Consider the following 23,181-nt stretch of genomic DNA (forward strand, 5'->3'; position numbering starts at 1 on the left):
TTTACGTGTGTGGGCTCAGCAGCAAACTCAAAAATGGCCATTCCGCAAAGGATGGCCTTAAATCATGCTATCAACATTCATTCAGTAATCGCGTGCTGCGTCGAACCAGCTTTGAGCCATCTCCTCCGTGATAGGCTGGCCGATTTGGTGGTCAGACTGGCTTAGTTGCCATACAGCTTCACCAAGGTCTTCTCGTTCAGTGGTTTCGATACCTTTGAGGGTGTTGAAACGCACGGTGAAGGTGGTAATGGCTGCCTCCGCATCAGCAAGGCTGCGGGCTTGGGCCAAGGCCGCTTGTGCAACGTCATAGGTTTCATTAGCTAGCTTGGCCAGACGTTTCGGCCAGGACGAAAATGGGCGGCCAAACTCGGTCGTCCACCACTCAGGCTTCCGTAATTGGCTCACGGAAGCGTAGCTAGTCCACGGGCGGGTGTTAGCTCGCGCTTTCATTTGCTGCCTCAGCCGCTTGCCCGTAATCTCCTCCACGTTATAGGCGATAAATCTGTCAAGCGACGGCCACACATTTAGTGGCGGTAAGTCACCCAGATCAGGCATGAAGCGCAGCTCCAAATTCATTAACTGGGTCTGACGAGCTAGCAGCTCCAAATCGCAGAAATTCCCCCACAAACTCAGTGATGTAAGATTTTGAAATTTATTCAGGCATTCCAGCGAGATAGGCTGCGCTAGCGGTTCATTTCGAAGCGTCAGGCTCGTGACCTGGTGCAGCTCGCCCAGATCGGGTAGCAAGAAGGGCTCATGATTCTTGCGGCGGCTTGTGCGCGGTTTCAGTGTCAGAGAGGATGGCATGTCGCCATCGACGGAGAAACGCGATAGATCGCCAGCTACACTCAGACGGAAATATTCAGAGACCCGGGTCTTCGGGAGATTCAGATGCAAACGGCTATCAAACTGGTCCAGTTCGATATGCAAGCCGTGCAATTTGGACTGGCTGGCGTCGACGTCTATGTCTTTGGGCAGGATCGGAAACCATGCCATTTCTTCAATAGGGCGTTCTTTGGCCCAGTCGAAGAAGCTCGTGTCACTCCCTGCGTAGTACAGGACTCGCGGCCAAGGCGAGCCAGCTGGCGTGGCGAAAGAATCGAATACGTGCCAATTGATAGGCGTATAAGGATCGACGTGTAGGTCTGTTTTATTGCCCGCTTGTGACGGTCCAATGGAGAGGCTGCCTACGCCGGGCTTGAGAACAAGTGTGTGGCTGTGAGGGCCAGTCAGGTCGATAGGATAACGACCATCCTCTATGATAGAACCAGCAGGAGAACGAACTTGTTTATGAATTGGCATTTAACTCATCCTTCCTTCTTAACTCCTGACTTATCCACTATGTATCAACGATATCAATACCTTGGGGCATACTAAAAATATAGCATAGAAAGGGCAGTTACCGCGGTGGAGAGAAGAATATTTCCAGTCTACGCTCCGGGCTACGTCCTGCTGGGATGTATAGACTGTCCGCTCCGCAGCGATTTGCGGGGAAATGCAAAAGTGGTAGCCGTTCCGTCGCGAGGGCACGTTGCATTTCTTTTGCCCGCAAATCACTGCGAAGCTGGGTTGGACTTCGAAAGTCGCTAGGACTGGAAACATTCTTCTCTGACGTTGCTGTTCAATGATTCTCAATCTTTAAAAGTCACTTGAAAACCCAACAGCTCGCAAGGAAACAGGAGAAATAAGCGAAGATCTTTGGGGCACCCACCGAGGCGCAATGGCAAAAGCGAAACACGCCTTTAAGCGTCCACCTCTGAAAAGCATCCCTGAACCTCTACTTTGGACGCGGTTTCGCTTTTTCCATGGAGCCGTGCAGTCAATCCCCCTAGCTGGTGACCCAAGAAGCTGGAGCGTTTTCTCCTGTTTCCTCCCACCACGACAGCCTGAAAGCGAGGCTTTTCACATGCAGCTGCAGTGGGGAGAAGAATATTTCCAGTCTACGCTCCGGGCTACGTCCTGCTAGGATGTTTCGCATCATCGATGACAAGCCGGATTTTCCGTGATCAGGGCATTTTTGAAACCGTACTTTTTGACGGATGCCACTACCAAAACAACTAGACTTGCTCCTGGAGTGGCATCACAAACCATTTTCCGTTCTACGGTACAGCACTTGTACGTCCTTACTACTTCAAGTTCTGAAAGTCTACCGCTTTTTGGCTCATCAGGTAGGAAACAATCTCTTCCTTATTGGACACTTCGTCTATAAACGTGACTTTGAAACAAATGTCATTTTCTCTCCAGAAATAGGAGATGAGAGTTGGTTCTTCTGCATTGCTCGACTCACCAAAACGCTTGTATTTCTCCGTTTTGTACACTTCATTCCCAGCGATTTTCAGCATGTTTACCTTAACTATGTTCTTATCGTCCGCAGGGAGGAGAAATGCTACATTTCCATTCCTTTTCATATCTTCGTATATTTTCGTGTCTTTGATTTGATCAAATGTGATTCTATTTTCCCCGCTCAATCTTTTGTTTTTCTCAGCAACATCGTAGTAAATCCCAAGGTACATGGTCTTATAATCTTCCTTATTCGCCGGCATGCTGAAATTTATCTTTGAGCTTATATCTGCTGATGTACCTTTGAACTGTCCCGGTAGCTCTAAAGGAAATTTAGGAGTAAACCCTATTGCTTTTGAGCCATGCTGTACATCTTCCGTATCATATAAGCCCATGACGTAAAGGTATAAGCCTACATAGCGTTCTTTCATCGCCTGATCCGGGTATTTCACATTCGAGATCATTTTCACAATGTCTCCTTGAGGATCGCCATCGAAACTACTAATGTTATACTGTACTCCGTTTTCTTGCCATAGATAGTAAACGTAGTTTATTTGAGAGGAGTGTTGGCTAAGAAAAGTAACTTTCTTTACATCTAGCCCTTGGACCTTCAAATTTTGCTCCTCTATTTTTTGTTCCCCATCTCGCTTTTTTTGTTCATCCACGATTATTTTGTAAGCCGCCTCCAATCCATTTAGTCCGCTACTTGCAGAAAAACGAACATCAGGGAATGGACCTGGTTTTCTAAATTCAATCTGAACGTGAGTTTCTTTATTGGTACGCAACTTTTTCTGATCGATAAACATTCCGATAAACTTATAGTCCATAGCAAGCACATCAGGAACTTTAAAGGCAAAACCAGTTGTCTGTATTCCTTTTGACAAACGGTCGTATGATCGCTCATCCGAGTCAAACAAAAATCTAGCCTCTTGTTTGGTAGTAGCCTTATCGGAAGCGACTGGCTTGACGGTACTCTCCACCTTCACTGCGGCATTCGTAAGGGTCACCGAACTCATCAAAGCTACGCACAAAACGGCAGCAACCGAAAGCTTGTAAGATCCTGCTTTAAAGCTTTTTATCATTTGAATTCTCCTTATCATTTGAATTCTCCTTATCAGTTGATTCTTCTTATTTGCTTCGGTAAAGGGAAGCAAGTGAAGCTGCTGGCGATTGGTAGAAAAACGCTGCAAAAATTGAATAAACGTCATCCCGTAGGGCACTGACTCATCTTCACCCAGAACGTTCAACACATAAGCGTCACACGCAAGCTCCCGGTCGGCCTTCATCAGTTTGACACACAACCAAACAAAAGGGTTCATCCAGTGAATGGCGAGAGCAAGTAGACCCAGTAGGTTCCACGCGATGTCTTTTCTTTTGTAGTGGGCAAGCTCGTGGGAGAAGACGTGGGTAAGCGCAGAGGTGTTCGATTCCTTGCATATCTCTTCGGGACAGTAAATCCATGGATGGATCAACCCGGAGATATGTGGGCTTTTTCTATCGCTTCCTGAATAGATAGGGATTGGTTTGGTGATGCCAAATCTTTTTCGGCAATCATCTAGGATGGAAATGACTTGCGGGTCGGTTGTGATTTTGAGGCTGCTCATTCTGCTTCTGGTCCGCAACATGTAGGCGCCCATAAATCCAAGCAGGGAGATACATCCCATAAGCCAGGCGCTGGCAGCTATTTTTACGCCAAGGGTGTGATTGCCCTCGACTGGGTCTGGATCGATTTTGATTGGGATGGGGGGATCCAGAAGTTTTTGATTTTCTGGCTGTTTTGCTCTCTCTCTTTTTGTAACGCGTCATTCGCAACAGGGGAGTCGGGGGAAACAGCATTTTTTATGCTGTCTACGCCTAGTTGCCAGATATTGAAGATGCTTACGGAACTGTCAGGGAGAAAAGGGAACAGAAGCCGTATTAACACAATCAGCCAAAGCGCGTGGTGAAGCCGAGCGCTTATTCGGTGATGAAAGATTTTCTTGATGGCTAGCTCCAATGGTGGCATCAAAAACCCATAAAAAAATATCACATAGCATATTCATGCTTTCTACCTCTTTACAGTAAGGTCTGCTGCTTTGTCATTCTTCTCATCTGTCATCGCCTCTGTTGCCCATGTCTCTCTGCTTTTCATTCAGAATCTTTTGGAGATGCTCGATGTCCTTCTGGGACAACTTGACGTCTTCTAAAAAATTGGTCATCATCATGTCCGCCGCCCCACTAAAGACTCTTTTCAAAAACGACTGGCTCTCTGCCCGGATGCATTCTTTTTCGGAAATCAATGGAAAATACTTATAGCCCCTTCCCGATTTTTCAAAACCGATCACCTTTTTCTTCAAAAGTCTGTTGATGAAGGTACGAACAGTTTGATCGGTCCACTCGATTTCATCAGGCAAGAGGAGTGCGATATTCTCAGCGTTTATAGGGTTTTTCTTCCAAATAATCTTCATGATTTCCCACTCTGCTTCCGAAATTTTCGGGAGATTGTGCATGTACTCACCTCCTCATCCATCTTTTGATTTACAAATGTAAATATAATCTGTTGGGTTAATATTACAAATGTAAATGAAATGTGTCAAGAGTCGTTTTCCATTTTTAACCATAGGCTACTATTTACGTACGCACGGCTCAGCTGCGGCTCAATTCGGCCGGAATCGCAAGGGAATGTTCGTAACAATTTTTACAGTCCTTCACAGCAGCTTGAAAGAGAGGTGGTTCACATGTAGCTGCAGTGGGGAGAAGAAGATTTCCAGTCTACGCTCCGGGCTACGTCCTACTAGGAAGTGTAGACTGGCCGCTCCGCAGCAATTTGCGGGGAAATGCAAAAGTGGTAGCCGCTACGCCGTTTGGGCACGTTGCATTTCTTTTGTCCGCAAATCACTGCGAAGCTGGGTTGGACTTCGAAAGTCGCTAGGACTGGAAATATTCTTCTCTGGCTTAGCTATTCGATGATTTTCAATCGTTCAAAGCCTATTAAAAAACCAACAGCTCGTAAGGAAACAGGAGAAATAAGCGAAGATCTTTGGGGCACCTACCGAGGCGCAATGGCAAAAGCGAAACACGCCTTTAAGCGTCCACCTCTGAAAAGCATCCCTGAACCTCTACTTTGGACGCGGTTTCGCTTTTTCCATGGAGCCGTGCAGTCAATCCCCCTAGCTGGTGACCCAAGAAGCTGGAGCGTTTTCTCCTGTTTCCTCCCACCACAACAGCTGGAATAATGAGTATCAAAAGAAGACTAAAAGTATCGAAATGATACATTTAAATCTCATTATGATACGATTGCTACCAAAATAATAATCCTTCCACGCCTCGCACAGTTGGCACGATTCTTGCTTTATCAAAGTAGGATGAAACCACCCGAGGAGGAACCCATCGATGGATAAACGACCACCAATCTACGTTGTGAAAAATAAGAGAAAAAATAGCGAGAGTTCTCGCATTCCTACCTATTTGAGCGAAAAAGAAACCCGTTTTGCCAAAGCCTTTCATCAATCTCTCGCAAACTACGAGCCGACTCCCCTCGTTACATTGCCTGCATTGGCACGTGAGCTGGGAGTAGAACAGGTCCTTGTTAAAGATGAGTCCAAGCGATTTGGCCTCAATGCTTTCAAGGTTCTGGGAGCCTCTTACGCGATGGCTCGTTTCTTGTGCGAAAAGCTGGGGAAATCGACAGAAGAGATGACCTTTGAAGCACTGTGCTCCCCAGAAATGAGAGAGCAAATCGGAGAAGTCACGTTCGTCACGGCAACAGATGGCAATCACGGAAGGGCCGTTGCATGGGCTGCCAAGGCGCTCGGACAGCATGCCGTTGTATACTTGCCCAAAGGCTCCGCCCAGCAACGGGTAGATGCGATACGCGAGGCGGGCGCAGAAGTCCACGTCATTAATGGAAACTACGATGAAGCCGTGTGTCTCTCTGAACAAATGGCCAAGGAACGTGGTTGGCAAGTGATTCAAGATACGGCATGGGAAGGCTACACGACCATTCCCATGTGGATCATGCAAGGCTATACAACGATGGTTACAGAAGCCATGGAACAACTCTCAGCCCTCACTGACACCAAACAGCCGACGCATCTAATCTTGCAGGCAGGAGTCGGTTCCATGGCCGCCGCAGTCTTGGGACATTTCGTAGCGGCGCAAGCAAACAAGGACCTAATAACCGTGATTGTAGAGCCGCATAGTGCCAATTGCATGGTCCTCTCAGCAGAAAAGAATGACGGACAACCACATGCAGCTACGGGAGAGCTCGGAACCATCATGGCAGGTCTGGCATGTGGCGAGCCGAATCCAATGGCATGGGAGATCTTGCAGGAGCATGCAGACTTCTTCGTCAGCTGTGCCGATTACGTGGCGGCAAACGGCATGCGTATACTTGCGGCACCGACGGGAGGCGACCCTTCTATTGTGAGCGGGGAAAGTGGAGCAGTCGGGGTAGGGCTACTCGCTGCTTTGATGAGCAAGCCCATGTATCATCAACAGCGTGAGCAGCTTGGCTTGAATAAAAATTCCGTTGTTCTGTGCTTTAGTACGGAAGGTGATACGGATCAGGATATATACAGACGCATTATCTGGGAAGGAGCATGCCGAGAAGAGGAGGATATGACAAAATGAACGTGGCGATCAATCGAAACGAACTAATTTCATTGGTTGCAGAACTTAATCCGTATCGACTCCGTAAATCTGAAGATGAGACGTTTTAAGCAAGCGCCGAGCTGTCATTTTTGCGAGAGCCGTTTGAAGTCGGGCTGGCTTCTCCTGTGATGCGCTATAATGTAGGCAAGAGATTGACGGGAGGGGAAGCCAAATGCCCTTGCGAGATATTCAAGAAAGTGTGCAACAGATTGCTTCGGCTGTTGCATCCGTTCTGCGCGTAGAGGTAGAGATTGCGGACAGTCAGTTTTTGCGGATCGCAGGGACGGGGAAGAATGAGGCTGGGGTTTTGCGGACGATGGCAGGAGAGGATCATATATACCGAGAGTCGTTGCTCGCCGGGCATCCTGTTGTGATTAGGCATCCGGGGCAGGATGAGCGGTGTCGTCCCTGTATGCATTATGGAAATTGCACGGAGACGGGAGAGATTTGCTGCCCGATACAATTAGACAATGAAAATATAGGTGTGATCGGCCTGCTCGCTTTTGATGAGGAGCAGCGCGAGCGGTTGTTTACAGATGTGGATGCGATATTGACCTATTTGCAAAAAATGGCCGAGCTGATCGCCATTAAGCTAAAAGAGCACTATTTGTACGTCGAGCAGTTGCATACGGTAGAAAAGCTGCGTGTCGTCATGGATGAAATGGACAAGGCTATGTTTCTCGTCGATCAAGACAATCGGATCATTCAGGCGAACCAGCGTGCCCGTCAATATTTGCTGCTCGATCACGACGACAGTCAGGCGGTAGAATGGATCGATGCTATTCGTCGTGCAGATGTCGCGCAGTCTGCGCCAAAGCAGGTCGTTTTGTCTATCGGTCAGGAGGACAAGACATTTTTGTTTGCCATCAAGCCCATTCTACTGGCAGGAACGGTCAAAGAATGGGTGATTACGCTAGATGATGTACAGGAAGTCGTGCAAATCGCTAGGCAGGTGAGTGGATACTCGGAGCCCGACCCTTTTCGGATGATTGGTGGAAACAGTCCTGCGATTGTACAGGCAAAGGAAGTGGCAAGACGTGTAGCAGCCAGTGATTCGACGGTCCTGCTCCAAGGTGAAAGTGGAACTGGAAAGGAGCTCTTTGCCAGAGCGATTCATAAGGCAAGCCCGCGCCGTAACGAGCCGTTCCTTTCGATTAATTGCGCCGCAATCCCTGAGCATTTGATGGAAAGCGAGTTGTTCGGTTACGAGGAAGGCTCATTCACAGGAGCACGAAAAGGTGGAAAACCGGGTTTGTTTGAGGTCGCAGGAAAAGGCACACTGTTCCTCGATGAAATCGGGGATATGTCTATGCATTTACAGAGTAAGCTACTGCGCGTCTTGCAAGAAAAGGAACTGTACCGAATAGGAGGAAACGGCAAGCCCATACGCTTTGCGGCAAGGATCATTGCAGCGACCCATCTGGATTTGCAGGAGCGGGTAGACGCGGGGGTGTTTCGGTTGGACCTGTACTATCGCTTGCATGTGATTCCCATCCACTTACCCTCGCTGCGAGAACGTAGAGAGGATATACTGCCTTTGGCGAATGATATCCTATTGGGGCATGGGAATCGGGTGGGGAAAAAGTTGCTCGGCTTTTCCCAAGAGACGCAAAACGTCCTGTTTCATCACGATTGGAGAGGAAACGTCCGAGAGTTGGAAAATGTAATCGAATATGCGGTCAATATGGAAGCAACCTCTTGGGTTCAGCCCGCGAGCTTGCCCATTCGAACAGGAATGCTGCGTGAATCTTCCCCACATTCTTTAGAGGAAAGTCAGGGGCCATTTGACTGGCAAAAGCAAGGACTTATCCTGAAAGAATTGGAACGAGCAGCAATCGATACGGCGATGCAACAAATCCGCGATAGAAACGGAAGAAAAGAAGAAGCAGCTGCGCTATTAGGCATAAGCCGGGCAACGCTGTTTCGGAAACTGCGCGAGTACGGTATCACCTGATCTTTGCTGCTGGCCGATTTTTTGGGATTGGGCGGATAATGTGTTATGATGGTTTCGATACAAAAAATAGAATGGTAAAAGGAAGGAGTGCCAAAAGAAAATGAAAGAAGTTTTGGGATGGATTCGATCGATAACCTTTGCTGTCGTTTTCGCTCTTGTCCTCGGAATTTTTGTATTTCAACCGTTCAAAGTTGATGGGCATTCCATGGACCCTACCTTACAAGACGAACAGCGCATATATGTGTCTAAACTATCACACACGTTTTCTTATTTGCCAGATTACGGCGATATTGTCGTGATCGACAGCCGGGTAGAGCGAAACCGTACATTGATGGACGATATCATGGGGCATCCCTTGGTGTCGCTGGCCACAGGTCAAGGCGATGATCACACGATGTATGTCAAGCGGGTCATTGGAAGACCAGGCGACGTACTGGAGTTCAAAGACAACAAGGTGTATCGAAACGGTGAGGCATTGAACGAACCGTACATCAAAGAAACGATGGATTATGTAGCAGACGGAAAGATCACGGTTCCAGCCGATCATGTTTTTGTCATGGGAGATAACCGGAATCACAGCACAGATTCCCGCGATATTGGTTTTATTCCTCTGGATCATGTGATGGGAACCATGATCGAAAATCCTCTCAATAAGTAAAACGTGAAGGAGAAAAGGTTGTCCATTTATGGGCATCCTTTTTTCGATGAAACAAAACTCTTCTGTCCACGTCTTACGGGTAATGAATACGAGGGGGAAGAGGTGTAGTCCTTGAAAAAACAGTTTATCTTCACCAAGCTTTTATTGATAGGGATGCTTGCTTGTGCAACTACTGTAAGTGCACACTCTTCAAGTAACTCAAATGCGGGGTCCCAGCATCAGTTCATCCCGAACGCGAAACCAACAGACTGGCAAGACGCCAAGATCATGCCACTTCCAGGTCCCGATGAGTGGAAGACTCATGTAAGGCTTTTGAAGACGGACTGATAGCAGTCAATATGGTAAACTAATACCAGCCCATTCTCTTTAGGCTGGTATTTCTTTTGCTAGTTCATTAGGTAATGGTCGAGGAGGACGGCTTATGCCCAGCATTTTGATAGCAGATCGAGACCAGAACGAACGAATCGGGATCGGATGGCTCGTCAACAGCTATGCCATTCCGTATGACAGGGTGCATAGTGCCGGAACCATGGAAGACGTTTTCGAAATGATGGAAGCGCATACACCGGAAGTACTCTGTATTGAACTGGACATGATCGGGCGCGGGCAGTGGGACCGGCTGAAGCTTCTGGTGGATCAGTATCGTCCGACCGTTGTGGTGAGCACATCAGAGGCGACGTTCGAGCGTGCGATGCAGGGGATTGGACTTTTTGCACGTGATCTATGGCTGAAGCCACAGACACCGGAATACATCAGGAGAATCTTGACGAGATGCTGTCAGGAGCGCTTGGATCGGAAGCGAATGAACGAAGTGAAGGGAACGGGATCAGACAACAACAGGGATGTCTCATATCTTGACCTGTTTTTCCCTGGGCATACACAAGCCAAGTCTTATTCGCTCATGCTGGCTCAATTGGAGGATCCGAAGCGGCATCCGGAACTGCTGCGCTTTTTTGAGGAATATCCGTTTCGCGACAAACCAAATCTTTTGCCGTTAGGGGAGACCATTGTGGGTGTTTTTCCCATGGATGCTGCGGTCTCGCCTTCTACGCTCCACCAAATGGGCAAGCGTTTGCTGATGGACTGGGAAGCAAACAATGATGCGCCGCTCTTTTTGGTTATGTATGACGCAAGCAACCATGAGCAGAGCTTGAACGAAACGTATGCGGAAGCGAGCCAAGCCCTGCAAGTGCGCTTTTTCAAAGGATATCGGCAAGTGACGATCGTTGACAATCGTGTGAATTGGACGATGATTGACCCATTTTTGACACCCGCCGAACAGCGCACGTGGGTTGAAATGCTGGATGAAGGAAATCGGGAGGAGTTGAAGCAGTGGCTGTATACACACTTCTTTTACAAGGAAGAGCCTTATCCAGAGCCAGGACTGTTGCGTATTCGGCTGACGAGTATTTTGGCCCAAGTCAGACGGTACATGATATCACGTGGTCTTGACTCTGCACCTTTGGAAGAAGAGTATCACCGGGTTTTCGAAACGATTCTGTACTCGCCGATCTTGTATCGGATCGTAGTGGAACTGCTGCTGTTCATCAATCAGCTTCTTGATGCCGCTCATACTCCCATCGACGAGTCCCGTGTAGATGTCGTGGAACAGGCGATTCGCTATATAGAAGGACGTTACACCGATCCTGCGTTGCGTCTGGAGGAAGTCGCACGCTATATCGACCGTAGCCCTTCCTATTTCAGTACGCTGCTCGCCCAAAAGCAAGGAAGCTCTTTTCGCCAGATACTCACATCGTTGCGGGTAAAAGAAGCACGCCGATTGCTCCTTGAGACATCCATGTCTGTTCAAGAGGTGGCAGAGCGGTGCGGATTCATTAACGCCAATTATTTCAGTAAAATTTTTAAGGAAAAGACAGGGACAACTCCACGTTTGTTACGAAATCAGAAGAAAAGATAGAAATCGAAAGAAAAGACAGATTTTTTTGTCAAACCATGAATGCGGTTGCAAGTGAATCGAAATTAGAGGCACCAAATCGAAAGCGCGGTGCCTTTTTTGTCTTTCCGTGCTTTTTTACAATGGAGCTAAGAAATACATCCTTTTAGAAAAGCAGGTGGAAATGATGACGACGACACAAACCGTTGAGCAAATGATCCAAGCTTTTTCAGGTACCCAATTACATACAAAGGGATGGGTGCAGGAAGCGGCGCTGCGCATGCTTTTGAACAACCTCAATCCTGATGTAGCTGAGCGTACAGAGGATCTGGTCGTATACGGTGGGATTGGCAAGGCGGCACGGAACTGGGAATGCTTCGATGCGATTGTCAAAACATTGCAAACGTTAGAGAGCGATGAAACACTCCTCATCCAGTCTGGGAAGCCAGTTGCTGTATTCAAATCGCATACCGATGCGCCGCGTGTGCTGCTGGCAAACTCGAACCTGGTGCCTGCCTGGGCAAATTGGGAGCATTTCCACGAGCTAGACAAAAAGGGTTTGATGATGTACGGACAAATGACAGCGGGAAGCTGGATTTACATTGGGAGCCAGGGCATCGTACAAGGAACGTATGAGACGTTTGCAGAGCTGGCACGCCAGCATTTTGAAGGCACGTTGACCGGAACGATTACCGTCACAGCAGGCTTGGGCGGCATGGGTGGCGCGCAACCGTTGGCCGTATCGCTCAATGGCGGTGTGAGTATCAATATCGAGGTGGACCCGACCCGTATCCAACGCAGACTGGACACGAAATACCTGGATGTAATGACAGATAGTCTGGATGAAGCGATCCGTTTGGCGGAAGAAGCGAAACGCGACAAAAAGGGCATTTCCATCGGTTTGTTGGGCAATGCTCCCGAAGTGTTGAATGCCATGCTGGCTCGTGACTTTATCCCGGATGTGCTGACGGACCAGACCTCCTCGCATGATCCACTCAATGGCTACATTCCCATTGGCATGTCAATGGAGGAAGCAGCCGAACTGCGTACACGCGATCCGAAAGCGTACGAATCCCGCGCAAAAGCAAGCATCGCTGAGCATGTTCGCGCGATGCTTGCCATGCAGGAAAAGGGAGCAGTCACTTTCGACTATGGCAATAATATCAGGCAGGTGGCAAAAAACGAGGGTGTGGAGGATTCGTTCCGTTTCCCTGGCTTTGTGCCAGCTTACATTCGTCCGCAATTTTGTGAGGGCAAGGGGCCATTCCGGTGGGTAGCACTGTCCGGTGACCCTGAGGATATTTACAAGACAGACGAAGTCATTCTGCGCGAGTTTTCCTACAACACGCATCTTTGCAACTGGATTCGCATGGCGCAGGAGCGTATTCAGTTCCAGGGACTGCCTTCCCGCATTTGCTGGTTAGGCTATGGCGAGCGTGCGCGTTTTGGTCAAATCATCAATGAGATGGTGGCGCGCGGTGAGCTTTCGGCCCCTATCGTCATTGGGCGTGACCATCTGGACTCCGGTTCTGTCGCTTCGCCAAACCGCGAGACGGAAGCAATGAAGGATGGCAGCGACGCGGTTGCAGACTGGCCGATTCTCAATGCCATGATCAATGCGGTAGGTGGAGCGAGCTGGGTATCTGTTCACCACGGAGGCGGCGTTGGTATGGGCTACTCTCTCCACGCAGGAATGGTCATCGTGGCTGACGGAACACCAGAAGCAGCACGTCGTCTGGAGCGCGTCCTCACGACCGATCCAGGCATGGGCATCGTCCGACATGTCGATGCAGGGTATGAACTCGCGATTCAAACAGCCAAGGAAAAAGGCGTTACCATTCCGATGATGAAGGAGTAAGAGCCATGACAAAACCTGTATGGATTCGCCACGCCAGTCAGCTTGCCACGCTGGCTGGCGGCTCCTCTTCCCCGGTAGTAGGAGCGCAAATGAATGAGTTGTCGATCATCGAGGACGGAAGCATCTGGCTGGAAGACGGCGTTATCCGACGTGTGGGAACAGATGAAGAGCTGGCGTTTCACTATCGAGACCGTGCGCATGAGGCACAAATCATCGATGCTTCGGGCAAGCTGGTCACGCCAGGGCTGATCGATCCGCATACACATCTGGTGCACGCGGGCAGTCGGCAAAACGAGTTTAACATGCGGCTAAATGGTGCGACCTATATGGAGATTATGAACAATGGCGGCGGCATTCACTCGACCACCGCAGCAACGCGCGCAGCTACTCACGAAGAGCTGTTTGCCCAGAGCAAGCATCGTCTTGATCAATTTCTGTTGCATGGGGTCACAACCGTCGAGGCGAAAAGCGGTTACGGCCTGACTTTGGAAGATGAGCTGAAGCAGCTCGAGGTCGCCAAGCAGTTGCACGAGGAGCATCCCATCGACATCGTCAGTACCTTCATGGGTGCACATGCGGTGCCACGTGAATACAAGGAAAATCCGGAAGCGTTTGTAGATGTGGTCATCGAGGAAATGATCCCGGAGGTCGCTCGACGTAAGCTGGCTGTTTTTAACGATGTATTTTGCGAAAGAGGCGTATTCACCCCGGAGCAATCCCGCCGCATTCTCGAAGCAGGGGTCCATCATGGGCTATTGCCAAAGATTCATGCGGACGAAATCGAACCGTACGAAGGGGCAGAACTAGCAGCTTCGGTTGGAGCGGTATCTGCGGATCATTTGTTGCGTGCCTCAGACAAGGGGATTGAACAGATGGCAGAAGCGGGTGTTATCGCTGTGTTACTGCCCGGTACGGCGTTTTTCCTGATGGCAGAGTCAGCAAATGGCAGGAAAATGATTGATCGTGGCGTAGCTGTCGCGATTTCAACGGATTGCAATCCGGGCTCGTCTCCAACGGTTTCGCTCCCACTCATCATGAATCTGGGTTGCCTAAAAATGGGGATGACCCCAGCCGAGGTGCTGACAGCAGCTACCATCAATGCTGCTCACGCAATCCGTAGCGGGCATGAAGTCGGTAGCCTTGAGGTGGGGAAAAAAGCGGATGTTACGATTTTTGATGTTCCTGATTTCATGACCTTGCAATATCGGTATGGAATCAACCACGTAAACACGGTCATCAAAAACGGAACGATTGTCGTTGCCGAGGGCAGACTGGCGTAATACGAAAGAGAACAAAAGAAAAACGGATAGAAGTGGAGGGGGCCGGCTTGTCTTTGAAATGGGGGGACATGTATGGGCAATATGTCGAACAGCAATCTTGCGCCGCATCCTAGTCAGCAAGCCGTATCCACCACACATGCTTGGAAGTTTTTTGTTTGTAGCCTCATTGGTATCTTCGTCTTTTTTATTCCTGTTACCGTTAATGACACAAGCTCAATTATGCTCGATCACATCGTGACATGGGTTCGGCAATTCATGCCGGGTGCAATACCCGTGTACGCTTTGCTTGTGATTGTGCTTGGGGCCATTTATCCGTTTGTGACGGGGAGTTGGAAGCAGAGCAAAGTAAACCTCGTCTTTTCGGCGCTAAAAGTACTGGGTGTGCCTATCGCTCTGTTGATTTATTTTCAGGCGGGTCCTGCATGGCTGCTGGACAAGAATATGGGGCCATTTCTCTTCGAAAAGCTGGTGATTCCCGTAGGCATGGTGGTTCCAATCGGCTCCGTGTTCTTGGCTCTGTTGGTTGGCTACGGCCTTTTGGAGTTTATTGGGGTTCTGGTACAACCGATCATGCGCCCGATTTGGAAAACACCTGGCCGCTCTGCAGTAGATGCGGTGGCATCCTTTGTGGGAAGCTATTCGATCGGTCTTTTGATCACGAACCGGGTATTCAAAGAAGGCAAATATACGATTAAAGAAGCAGCCATTATTGCAACAGGCTTTTCCACTGTGTCCGCGACATTTATGATCGTCATCGCAAAAACATTGGATTTGATGAATTACTGGAATCTTTACTTCTGGGTGTCGCTCGTGGTGACGTTTCTCGTAACCGCAGTGACTGTGCGTATTTGGCCGCTGTCCAACATGAGCGATGCGTATTACCAGGACAACGGTGATCCTGAAAAAGTAATCAAGGAAAAACGGCTGAGCCAGGCGTGGATGGAAGCAATGGATGCAGCGGGAAAAGCACTGCCGCTTACACGGAACATTTGGGAGAACTTGCGGGATGGTTTTATCATGACCATGAGTATTCTTCCGTCCATCATGTCGGTCGGTTTGCTCGGGTTGGTGCTGGCCGAATTTACCCATTTGTTTGACTGGCTGGGCTACTTGTTCTATCCAATAACATGGCTCTTGCAAATACCAGAGCCAATGCTGGCTGCAAAAGCGTCAGCGATCGAAATTGCCGAAATGTTTTTACCCGCACTACTAGTGGTAAAAGCGCCTCTGGTCACCAAGTTTGTCATTGCCGTTGTTTCGGTTTCTACTATCCTGTTCTTTTCCGCTACGATTCCTTGCATTTTGTCTACCGAGATTCCGATTAGTATTCCAAAGCTTCTAGTGATTTGGGTAGAGCGTACAATCCTGACGCTGCTGTTTGTTACCCCACTGGCTTTCCTGCTTCTGCCATAATCATAAAAAGCGAATGGACAATTATGGTATGATGGTGGCAGGTTCGAACAAGCAGAGAAAAGAGGGGCTAGTCATGTCAGGATTCGGAATTTTCCGTGATGTTATTACGTCAGAGCAGCAGCTGCGCGAAATGGTCGGAGAGCCAAGTCGTCTCGTACAGAACAAGGCGATACCCCAACTGGATGACCATAGCCGCAATTATATTGCCCAAGCGCCATTTCTCATCATTGCCACAGCAGACAAAGATGGTCATTGCGATGCTTCGCCACGCGGAGATGCACCTGGGTTTGTGCATGTCATCGATGATCACCATCTCGTCATCCCTGAGCGCCCAGGAAACAAGCGGATGGACTCCATCACGAACATTTTGGTCAATCCGCATATTGGGCTTATCTTTTTAATTCCTACGTTGGAAGAGACGTTCCGGGTGAATGGCAAGGCTTGCATTATTCGCGATGAAGAAATACTCGCGAAGATGGCGGTAAACGGGAAGGCGCCTACGCTTGGGATTGGCGTAAAGGTAGAGGAGTGCTTCGTCCACTGTGCGAAGGCATTTATGCGCTCTGGTCTATGGAAGCCGGAGTCCTGGCCGGCAGAAGGGACGACTCCTAATGTCGCACAAATGCTGGCGGATCATGTGAAGCTTCCGGGTGTGACGGCAAAAGAAGTGGCAGAGGGCTTGCAAGACAGCTATACGAATCGATTGTACTAATGTCAAAAGTGAAACGACAGCCATTTATTTTGCGTGGCTGTCGTTTTATCATGTTATTCGCGAACAGGATCATCTACCAGCCACCCTGCCCCGATTTCACCCCAGTAGTAACACGCCAACGAATACGATTGCATATTCGAATAGCGGATGTGTTCCGGGATAATGAATGCAGGATTTACGCCACCTGTTCCGCCTGTGGGTGTACCTTTGGTGATGCCGCGGAATATAACCTTGATATTATAGTTGGGCAGATTGGTCATGCTCCCCAATCTTTGAATAGCCCTTTGCTTGAGATCGCCTAGTTCGGCAGCCGCTCGGTTTTCCATTTTGGTGTACGGCCAAGGATTTTCTGGATGATACTTTTGAATGACGATGACGTATTCATCATATTGACCGGTATCGCGTCGTTTATCCAATTGACCGATCGCCTCGTGAATACGTGCGTTAATTTGTAAATCATCATGGGAGCTGATCGTCTTGATCTCCATCGCAACGCGTTTTTCCACGTGTAAAACATTTGAATTCTCTTCGTCTTCGTCCATCATGTGGACTGTCTCATCGTTGTCGTTTTCTTGCTCCTCCCAGTAGCTGTAATCGATGTCAGGATCATTGTCCTTATCCTGACCGAAAAAAGGCGTGATTTCCTCTCCCAAAAGGCGCTGAGCCTCTTCAAGTTCTGTATAGTTCCCGCCTGTAACTGAAAAAATATCGGAAATTTTGGAATGCAGACTATAGCTGAAGCGCACTTTGTCATTGAAGGTTAAGTAGTCAACATTATCAAAAAGTTCACTGACTGTGCCGTCATGCAAGTCATTGGTTTTATCCACATGCTTAACCCACATTCTTCGTGCATCTTTTAAAGCTTCATCCCAAGTACCTTGTATAATGGGGGATGAAATAGAACCAGAAGCATCCGTACCTGTACCATCCGTCATGGTACCAGCAGCAGCCAGTGACCCATAGCGATCCGCTTCCGCTTCGAGAGCAGGATCGTCATTGATCGGCAAGCTGGAATCAGGAACGTTCGCTTTTACCCGTCCTTGTCGTTGCTGAACCACGTGTGTCAGCTCATGACCGAGTAGCTGCTGACCGCTTTGCGTCTCTGGCTGATACGTCCCCGGGGCAAAGTGAATGTCATTCCCTTGGGCAAAGGCAACCGCCCCGATTTGGGAGGCAACAGACGATTCTGGATGAATCTGTACATCTGAAAAATCAGTGTGAAAAGCATTCTCCATTTTTGCTTGGACGGAATCAGGGAGGGAGCGACCGCTGCCGGAAGAGAGATTCTCCGATTTTTGTAAGGGAGTCTTCGCGAACATGCGCTGCACAGCCTGATTGCCAAGAGTCTTTTGCAGAGAAAGGATGTGGGAAGAGTGACTCGTCTTTCTTTGGACCTGATTCATTTGGAGCATGGGCCTGGAAACAGGTGCACCCGATTTTTCATGGGTCGCACCCATAGACGGCTTGCTAGTTTCATAGCGTCGCATGATTACACCCCCTCTACTTTTGTCACGTCCAATTGTACGGGTTCTTTTTGCTGTGCTTGATAGAAATAGAGATACAGAAACGGGTCGATTAAATAGCTCGTGATAGCGCCAGTACGGTTAGCGTACGTGGAGGATGTCTTAGGCAAAATGGCCGCTTTGCTGTCGAGCTCGTTCCGATCTTCTTTGACGATCGAGATGACCTGTGGGTGATAGACGTGGACAGCAGTGACAATTTGCTTGCTAGGGTGTCCAGGTGCTGGTTCAAGTGTAAAAGCCATGTTCATTTCACGATAGGCCAGCTTTTGCGGCGATAGGGTGGTAATCTTCGCTGGTGGAACTTCGGGTGCTTTTTGTTCGGCAGGAGGAGGGACAGCACCTTCGACTTCCTTCGGTGTGTCATCGTCGGGCTTGCCCATGATTTCCTCCAGCTTGCTCCGGGAGATACCAATGAATCCTGGCAAATAAATGCGCCCCTCGCGAAAAAAACCTTTATATAGAGGCAAGCCTTCCTTGTCGTAGAGCACCCCGATGCCGTCGTAGGCACCTGCCCGAAATTGCCCGTGATACAACAGAGCGTCTTCAGCAGAACGAAGCTCTCCCGTTCCGTGATAATGCCCTTCGGAAAAACCGCCTTTATACAGTGTTACGCCACTTGCTTCTTTCAGCTCGCCCTGTCCGTGATACACACCCAGCAAAAAATCACCTTGATAGACGATGCTGCCACTGGTGGAGAATTTGGTTCCGGCTCCATTGAAGTGCCCGTTTCGAAAATGACCTTCATACACGAGCTTGCCATCCCGATCAAAAAGACTTCCGGCCCCGTTGTATCTGCCGTCCACAAATTGCCCTTTGTACTGCACGAGCCCGTTTTCGTAGTAATCGGTACCTTCGCCCCCGTAGAATCCATTGTCAAACAGTCCATCGTAGAGCAGCTTTCCATCCTTCGTAAAAAGCCTGCCAGCTCCGTTGTACACGCCGTTTTGAAAAGCGCCCTCGTATTTGATTGCGCCGTTTGTGTACAATTCCTGACCGGCTCCATCCAGCTTCCCATTTTTAAAATCTCCCTGAAAAACAACTTGCTGGTTGTCGTTGTAAAACGCTCCTTGACCTGCGTATACGCCATTATCAAACCCGCCTTGATAGACGAGAACGCCTTTCCGGTATCCTCTGCCGAAGCCCTGCGGAGTGCCGCTTTTAAATTCTCCGCTGTATAGAAGCTTCCCATTGTCGTCATAGAGCTCGCCTTTTCCGTCATACAGACCATCGACCAGCTGGCCCGTATAGATCATCGTGCCTTCCGGGTTGTAAATGATCGCCAAACCCGTGTCGGAAATCTGTTGATTGGGAGTTTTTAAATGAATGACGATGGGACGTTGCAAAAAGCGGTTAAGAGCATCGGGAGGGTTGATGAAAAGAAAGTAGGCCAGGACAAGGAGGAATAGTCCTGTCAAAATGAGAAAGCGTTTGGCAATGTAAAAACGGCCGATATGCACGTAATCGTTGAGTGAAGTTTCTTTTTTGGTGAATAGTCCGGCAATGCCGTTCTTGATCCAATCGAGGGCTTGCTTGGGGAGGGCGGCTCCTTTTTTTATCCAATCCTGCCCCCATTTTTTGAGCGGATGGGTGAGCGGGTCGACAATCGTTTGTTCCGTTAGCTTTTGGAGTTGTTTGTCCATATCGTAACCTCCCTACCTGTCAGGGAACCTGAATCGTCGCTTGTCCGGGGTTCGTGATCGAAATGACGCCACCCCAACTGCACATGAGCTTGGAGGTTTGATTGAGGGCGGGCATGTTGGCTACGAGAACAGTAGGGGAGCCAGGAACCCAAGGGGCGGCAGTGACAGGAACGCAGGGGACAGGAGTGAAAACGCCCAGCTTCGCCGCTGTGGCTGCTGCGACCTGAGGGTTGGACATCGTATTGCACATCCCGAATGGAAGGACGTTTACCATCGGTTTATTGTCCATAATGTTTGCGATCGCCATACTGGTTGTGACGCGATTCACCGGGAGCACCATGAGTGAACTGGGAGCAGCACCGAAGCTGCACTGTAGCATGGCTCCTCCGCAGACGAGTTGTCCCATGAAGCCAACTCCTTTTCAAAAGTCATCTGGTAAGATATTGAAAATCAATCTGTATAGTAGTATAAATGTCAAATAGAGAAGATGTATAGCGAAATTTGTAATTTTTAGTATAATGTTGCTTGGTATCATTTTCGAAAATACGTTTTCGAGAGATGGGAGAACCGCAAACGATGGGAAATAACAAGAAGTATTCCTGGTTGACTGGACTGCTGATTGTATTTGTTGGGATCGGCTTGCTGCTCGCTTGGAACATGGATCGAAGCGGGAAGCAGGACGAACCGTTTCAAGGGATCAACAGCATCGCGGTCAATAGTCAAAAGGATGTCGTCCTCATAACGGATGGACACCAAAAGCTGACTACCCTGTACCCCGATCGGACGCTACGGTACCAGCAAGTCCTGGAGCAAAATCCAGAAGAGGGCTTGGAAAATTTCACAGAGGTAGCCATCGACGAAGAAGGATTTGCGTACGTGCTGATCACAAAGCTCGATAGCTTTGGCTTGCGGACTGTATCCGAGAGAATCGTGCGAATGTCGCCAGATGGAGAAATCGAACAAGTCGTGTATGAAGATTCCTATGGAGCGAACAGCCCGTACAAGCGAATTGGCAAGGTACGCTCCCTGCAAGTCGCAAAAGATCGTCTTTATTTTTATGTTTATCAACATCCTGAAGTGATTGCCTATCAATTTGTACCCTCTGATTCATCCCCCACACAACTCTATCAAATCCAATTGCCGAATGAAGTATACGTTAATGAAATCACAGGAGTAGACCCGCGTCATACCTATGTCACTACCAAGCGTGGAGAGTTTTTTCAGGTCGATGTTCCCCAAGGAAGCGGAGAAGCTCAAGTAAAAGGTCCGCTCTACATTCACTCCGAACGCTCGGAAACGAATCGTACCGTCCCCGATCATGTCAAAGTGGGGCCAGCAGGTCGTCTTCTTTTCTACAATTCTGATCAAAATGTCATGGAACGCTTCGATCCCGCACATCCAGATGAAATCGCCTTGATGGTGCCTTCCAAAACATTCGAGCAGATCAACTCGAGCGATAGCAGTGCCCTAACGGCGTTTGCTGTAACTCCTAAGTATGACATCGTAGTCGTCACAGATAGTCAACTCGCCTTCCTGGATCAACAAGGAAATGTGATGACCAAGCTCACGGCTCCGTCTGTATCCGAAAGAGACCGCTTGAAGGAATGGGCCTGGTGGATCGGATTGGGTGTGGAAATTCTCCTGTTTGGTGTCATTCAGTTTCTGTTGTTTCGCCTCTTCCGGATTCCGTTGATTATCAAACAAACGATTGTGATCGCCCCACTCATTGTTGTCCCTGTATTCCTTCAACTGGAGGGAACGAAGCTGACCTTCTCGTTTATGGAGCAGGAAAATCAAACCGATCTTCGTCTCCAAGCCTATGTGATTTCTACGCTGATTGAAGGGGACAAGCTGGATGGAATCAACGGGGCCATTGATTACATGAATGCGGACTATCAAGCAGTACAGGCCAACCTGAAAAAACTGGAGGTCCCAGATGATGTGAATGTGAACAGGGGGCTGTATAAAACGATTTACAAATACAAAGATGGCGAATTGTTTCTCATGATGGATGACAATGACAGCGCAGAAGTGTTTGAGAATGTGGCCATTGATGACGAGTTCCGCAGTGTGGTCATGAAACGGGAAATCGTCTCGGGTAAAGCTCAGGATCGGACAGGCTACTGGATGTACGCGATGGCCCCGATATACAACTCTTCAGGCAAGCTATCCGGTGTGTTGGAGCTAGGCAGGGAAATGAACGGGGTCCGCATACAGCACAACGAAATGTCCCGTGAGCTCGGCCGTGGCGCTGCGCTGGTCTGGTCGATTTGTGCGAGTCTATTTTTCCTTTTCTCGTGGCTGACATACCGAAACATCCGCAATCTCCAAACGAACGTCTCCCATATGGGAAAAGGCGACTACAGTGTAGTGGCCAGGGTTCGCTCCATGGATGAAATTCAAAAGCTGGCAGAAAGCTTCAACCAAATGGCGAAGCGCATTCGTCAGTACATCTCGAATATCACGAGGATGAGCGAGGCGAACAATCGCTTTGTGCCGCAGCAGTTTATCCATTTTCTCGGGAAGGAAAGCATACTCGACGTAGAGCTGGGCGATCAGGTGGAGCGGGAAATGGCGATTATGCGGATGAGTCTGCAATCGTTTCATGCCATCTCTCATCGTCTGCGACCAGAGACGACCTTCCGTGTCATCAATGCGTTTCTCAAGCGGTTTGCTCCGATTGTGAACGAGAATCAAGGAATGATTACCGAATATCTCGATCCCGGGGTGCTTGCTGTCTATCCAAGAGAGGCAAAAGATGCGTTGGATGCGGCGGTACAGATGCGCCGTACGTTAGCAGACTATAACGAGCAACGGGCGGAAAAAGGATACGATCCGATTGAATTACGGGTTGCGCTGCATCATGGTTCGCTGATGCTAGGGATTATTGGCGAGGCGACGCGTCTGGAGGCTGCGATCATATCGGATCATGTCCGCATGGTGGAGAAAATGGAAAAGATGGCGGAAACGCTCGGGGTCAGCATCCTGATGTCCGATTCGCTGTTTGCCGAGATGGGAGAGAGCACGCCGTACCGATATCGTGATTTAGGCTGGGTGCATATTGAGGGAGAGGCTCAGCCGATGCATTTGTACGACGTGTACGAGGGGGACGCTGAGCAGATTCGTGCGCACAAGGAGGAGACGAAGGAATTGTTTGAGCAAGCAATTGCGATGTATCAGAATGGGAGGTTTCACGATGCACGCTCCGCTTTTCTGTCCGTCATTAAGCAAAACCGTTGGGATCAGGCGGCGCGGCAGTATTTCTACTTATGTGACGAATACGCGCAAAAAGGAGCCGAACAAGATTGGTCTGGCGAATTGAAAATATCGTAGGAGC

17 protein-coding genes are annotated in these 23,181 nt (G+C 49.0%); 9 read left to right on the top strand and 8 right to left on the bottom strand.

The features are described 5' to 3' along the window. Positions 1-81: 81 nt before the first annotated feature. The 5 genes from E8L90_RS02035 to E8L90_RS02045 all read right to left on the bottom strand — a co-directional run bounded on the left by E8L90_RS02035 (position 82) and on the right by E8L90_RS02045 (position 4,769). Positions 82-1,302, bottom strand: a complete 1,221-nt coding sequence (locus E8L90_RS02035) for a leucine-rich repeat domain-containing protein (RefSeq protein ID WP_137027783.1) — start codon at positions 1,300-1,302, stop codon at positions 82-84. Positions 1,303-2,126: 824 nt separating this feature from the next. After that, a complete protein-coding gene (locus tag E8L90_RS02040) occupies positions 2,127-4,034 on the bottom strand; it encodes a M56 family metallopeptidase (protein WP_341870826.1) in 1,908 nt (635 codons plus the stop codon). After that, positions 3,968-4,240, bottom strand: a complete 273-nt coding sequence (locus E8L90_RS31050; protein ID WP_279633705.1) for a hypothetical protein — start codon at positions 4,238-4,240, stop codon at positions 3,968-3,970. Before E8L90_RS31050 ends, E8L90_RS02040 begins: the two co-directional genes overlap by 67 nt. Beyond that, positions 4,170-4,322, bottom strand: a complete 153-nt coding sequence (locus E8L90_RS30570; protein ID WP_244297560.1) for a hypothetical protein — start codon at positions 4,320-4,322, stop codon at positions 4,170-4,172. The genes E8L90_RS31050 and E8L90_RS30570 overlap by 71 nt, the downstream gene beginning before the upstream one ends. A 45-nt stretch (positions 4,323-4,367) precedes the next feature. Next, the gene (locus E8L90_RS02045) at positions 4,368-4,769 is read right to left on the bottom strand and encodes a BlaI/MecI/CopY family transcriptional regulator (RefSeq protein ID WP_137027784.1); all 402 of its coding nucleotides are present in this window, start codon (positions 4,767-4,769) and stop codon (positions 4,368-4,370) included. Between the two features lie 883 nt (positions 4,770-5,652). Here E8L90_RS02045 and dpaL point away from each other — a divergent pair. The 8 genes from dpaL (at position 5,653) to E8L90_RS02090 (ending at position 16,681) form a co-directional block, all read left to right on the top strand. Continuing rightward, positions 5,653-6,891: a diaminopropionate ammonia-lyase gene (gene dpaL, locus E8L90_RS02055; protein ID WP_137027785.1), complete on the top strand. Its 1,239-nt coding sequence runs from the start codon at positions 5,653-5,655 to the stop codon at positions 6,889-6,891. A 193-nt stretch (positions 6,892-7,084) separates the two neighbouring features. Beyond that, positions 7,085-8,866, top strand: a complete 1,782-nt coding sequence (locus E8L90_RS02060; RefSeq protein WP_137027786.1) for a sigma-54-dependent Fis family transcriptional regulator — start codon at positions 7,085-7,087, stop codon at positions 8,864-8,866. Between the two features lie 100 nt (positions 8,867-8,966). Then, on the top strand, positions 8,967-9,524 hold the full coding sequence (gene lepB, locus E8L90_RS02065) for a signal peptidase I (RefSeq protein ID WP_137027787.1): 558 nt from the start codon (positions 8,967-8,969) through the stop codon (positions 9,522-9,524). A gap of 421 nt (positions 9,525-9,945) precedes the next feature. Continuing rightward, positions 9,946-11,442, top strand: a complete 1,497-nt coding sequence (locus tag E8L90_RS02070; RefSeq protein WP_137027788.1) for a helix-turn-helix domain-containing protein — start codon at positions 9,946-9,948, stop codon at positions 11,440-11,442. Between the two features lie 163 nt (positions 11,443-11,605). Continuing rightward, positions 11,606-13,276, top strand: coding sequence for a urocanate hydratase (gene hutU, locus E8L90_RS02075; protein ID WP_137027789.1), 1,671 nt, complete (start codon positions 11,606-11,608; stop codon positions 13,274-13,276). Between the two features lie 5 nt (positions 13,277-13,281). Beyond that, positions 13,282-14,556, top strand: a complete 1,275-nt coding sequence (gene hutI, locus E8L90_RS02080) for an imidazolonepropionase (protein WP_137027790.1) — start codon at positions 13,282-13,284, stop codon at positions 14,554-14,556. A 72-nt stretch (positions 14,557-14,628) separates the two neighbouring features. Continuing rightward, a complete protein-coding gene (locus tag E8L90_RS02085; RefSeq protein ID WP_137027791.1) occupies positions 14,629-15,969 on the top strand; it encodes a YjiH family protein in 1,341 nt (446 codons plus the stop codon). A 73-nt stretch (positions 15,970-16,042) separates the two neighbouring features. Then, complete coding sequence (locus tag E8L90_RS02090) at positions 16,043-16,681, top strand: pyridoxamine 5'-phosphate oxidase family protein (RefSeq protein WP_015892470.1); 639 nt, start codon at positions 16,043-16,045, stop codon at positions 16,679-16,681. Between the two features lie 53 nt (positions 16,682-16,734). On the opposite strand, the gene E8L90_RS02095 is transcribed toward E8L90_RS02090, so the two are convergent. From E8L90_RS02095 to E8L90_RS02105, 3 genes are read right to left on the bottom strand one after another with little or no spacing between them, the layout of a single operon-like run. Next, positions 16,735-18,168 carry an eCIS core domain-containing protein gene (locus E8L90_RS02095; RefSeq protein ID WP_137027792.1) on the bottom strand — a complete coding sequence of 478 codons (1,434 nt, stop codon included), beginning with the start codon at positions 18,166-18,168 and terminating at the stop codon, positions 16,735-16,737. Between the two features lie 2 nt (positions 18,169-18,170). Then, positions 18,171-19,844 carry an MORN repeat-containing protein gene (locus E8L90_RS02100; RefSeq protein ID WP_137027793.1) on the bottom strand — a complete coding sequence of 558 codons (1,674 nt, stop codon included), beginning with the start codon at positions 19,842-19,844 and terminating at the stop codon, positions 18,171-18,173. A gap of 19 nt (positions 19,845-19,863) precedes the next feature. Then, on the bottom strand, positions 19,864-20,250 hold the full coding sequence (locus E8L90_RS02105) for a DUF4280 domain-containing protein (RefSeq protein WP_137027794.1): 387 nt from the start codon (positions 20,248-20,250) through the stop codon (positions 19,864-19,866). A gap of 170 nt (positions 20,251-20,420) precedes the next feature. Between E8L90_RS02105 and E8L90_RS02110 the strand changes: the two genes are divergently transcribed. Then, a complete protein-coding gene (locus E8L90_RS02110; RefSeq protein ID WP_137027795.1) occupies positions 20,421-23,177 on the top strand; it encodes an adenylate/guanylate cyclase domain-containing protein in 2,757 nt (918 codons plus the stop codon). Positions 23,178-23,181 lie beyond the last annotated feature (4 nt).

The organism is Brevibacillus antibioticus, from assembly GCF_005217615.1.
GTDB classification, from domain to species: domain Bacteria; phylum Bacillota; class Bacilli; order Brevibacillales; family Brevibacillaceae; genus Brevibacillus; species Brevibacillus antibioticus.